The sequence below is a fragment of the Gilliamella sp. wkB178 genome (genome assembly GCF_001690705.1).
GTDB classification, from domain to species: Bacteria; Pseudomonadota; Gammaproteobacteria; order Enterobacterales; family Orbaceae; genus Gilliamella; species Gilliamella apicola_K.
In genome coordinates, this window is record NZ_LZGK01000009.1 from 1 (window position 1) to 1795 (window position 1795).

Sequence of the window (1795 nt, forward strand, 5' to 3'; positions counted from 1 at the left end):
TCGGTCATTCAGGAGTATTTAGCCTTGGAGGATGGTCCCCCCATCTTCAGACAGGATATCACGTGTCCCGCCCTACTCTTCAAGCTTCCACATAACTCACCTTCGTGTACGGGACTTTCACCCTCTGTCGCGCGACTTTCCAGACGCTTCCACTAATGCGTTATGCTTCCCACTTTGGGCTCCTCCCCTTTCGCTCGCCGCTACTCGGGGAATCTCGGTTGATTTCTTTTCCTCGGGGTACTTAGATGTTTCAGTTCTCCCGGTTCGCCTCACTTGACTATGTATTCATCAAGCAATAATGTAGTTACCTACATTGGGTTTCCCCATTCGGACATCGACGGCTATAGCGCCTTTTATCGGCTTACCGTCGCTTTTCGCAGATTAACACGTCCTTCTTCGCCTCTGAATGCCTAGGCATCCACCGTGTACGCTTAATTTCTTAACCTTACAACTCACAGTTGTCTTGGTTTTTCATTACGCTTTTTTCTCTTTCTTACTGCAAACCAACATACTTTCATATGCTAGTCTGCCATAAAAACGAGAACTCGTTTCTTTCAGCTTGTTCCTAATTGTTAAAGAGCTTTATCTTTCTATTTACTTAATTAAAAGCAAATACAAAGATAATTAATTTGAAAAGAGATATCTTTAATGGTGGAGCTAAGCGGGATCGAACCGCTGGCCTCCTGCGTGCAAGGCAGGCGCTCTCCCAGCTGAGCTATAGCCCCAATAATTCACTTCATCTGTTTCCCCAATTCGCTTAACGTAGCTCGCTTTATGTTAAGCAATGCTTCTACATCACCTACGCTAGCGGTTATATTGCAGAATTAAGTTGAATTGGTGGGTCTGAGTGGACTTGAACCACCGACCTCACCCTTATCAGGGGTGCGCTCTAACCACCTGAGCTACAGACCCAATAAAGTGACTCTTTTCTTAAACAAACAATCTGTGTGAACACTTACGAGCTCTTCGTAAGGAGGTGATCCAACCGCAGGTTCCCCTACGGTTACCTTGTTACGACTTCACCCCAGTCATGGACCACACCGTGGTAAACGCCCTCCCGAAGGTTAAGCTATCTACTTCTGGTGCAACCCACTCCCATGGTGTGACGGGCGGTGTGTACAAGGCCCGGGAACGTATTCACCGTGACATTCTGATTCACGATTACTAGCGATTCCGACTTCATGGAGTCGAGTTGCAGACTCCAATCCGGACTTAGACGTACTTTATGAGGTCCGCTTGCTCTCGCGAGGTCGCCTCCCTTTGTATACGCCATTGTAGCACGTGTGTAGCCCTGGTCGTAAGGGCCATGATGACTTGACGTCGTCCCCACCTTCCTCCGCTTTATCAACGGCAGTCTCCTTTGAGTTCCCGACCGAATCGCTGGCAACAAAGGATAAGGGTTGCGCTCGTTGCGGGACTTAACCCAACATTTCACAACACGAGCTGACGACAGCCATGCAGCACCTGTCTCATAGCTCCCGAAGGCACTCTCGCATCTCTGCAAGATTCTATGGATGTCAAGACCAGGTAAGGTTCTTCGCGTTGCATCGAATTAAACCACATGCTCCACCGCTTGTGCGGGCCCCCGTCAATTCATTTGAGTTTTAACCTTGCGGCCGTACTCCCCAGGCGGTCGATTTATCGCGTTAGCTTCGGAGCCCATCACTCAAGGCAACAAACTCCAAATCGACATCGTTTACAGCGTGGACTACCAGGGTATCTAATCCTGTTTGCTCCCCACGCTTTCGCATCTCAGCGTCAGTATCTGTCCAGAAGGCCGCCTTCGCCACCGGTA

Annotated in this window: 2 tRNA genes and 2 rRNA genes; all 4 read right to left on the minus strand. The window is 49.1% G+C overall.

Annotated elements, in window-relative coordinates:
• Positions 1–445 (minus strand): 23S ribosomal RNA (locus A9G13_RS01410); the annotation flags it as partial.
• Between the two features lie 204 nt (positions 446–649).
• Positions 650–725, minus strand: a tRNA-Ala gene (locus A9G13_RS01415).
• Positions 726–835: 110 nt separating this feature from the next.
• Positions 836–912 (minus strand) — tRNA-Ile (locus tag A9G13_RS01420).
• A gap of 57 nt (positions 913–969) precedes the next feature.
• Positions 970–1795: ribosomal RNA gene (locus A9G13_RS01425) — 16S ribosomal RNA — on the minus strand; the annotation flags it as partial.